The sequence below is a fragment of the Vibrio sp. HI00D65 genome (genome assembly GCF_001635455.1).
Classification (GTDB): Bacteria; Pseudomonadota; Gammaproteobacteria; order Enterobacterales; family Vibrionaceae; genus Vibrio.
This window is the reverse complement of record NZ_LWEH01000037.1, coordinates 1-461: the sequence shown is the minus strand read 5'-3', so window position 1 is coordinate 461 and position 461 is coordinate 1. Positions and strand designations below refer to the sequence as shown.

Sequence of the window (461 nt, the reverse complement as noted above, 5' to 3'; positions counted from 1 at the left end):
TTTTAAGAGGCAAGACTTGAATCGACATCGCTAAGTTGTCGTCAACACGAAGAATACTCGGCGTCAGGCTTTCTTCTCCCATTTTGACTTCAGCGATATCGTCAATACGAATGATCTTTCCGTTATCAACACGTATCACTAAGTCTCGGACATCATCAACACTAGTCACCTGATTAACTGGGTTAATTGAGAAATCTCGAACCTGACCTTTGATAGTACCCGCAGTAAATGTCGCATTGTAAGAACTGAGTGTACCCACCACATCAGAAGCATTCATATTGAGCGCCATCATGCGATCCGGTTGAAGCCAAACCCTAACTGCTTTTTGGCTGCCACCGTATGGCCCCCAAATACCACCTACACCTTGAATATGTTTAAACTGAGGTACAACTTGTTGGCTAATGTAGTCGTACATATCTTGCTTAGACATTTTGCCAGTGTTCACAAATGTGATGATATTA

Annotated in this window: 1 protein-coding gene; it reads right to left on the bottom strand. The window is 42.5% G+C overall.

Annotated elements, in window-relative coordinates; all coding sequences use genetic code 11:
- Nucleotides 1-461 (bottom strand): efflux RND transporter permease subunit (locus A3712_RS06565; protein ID WP_197465794.1); only part of this gene is annotated, 461 nt, incomplete at both ends.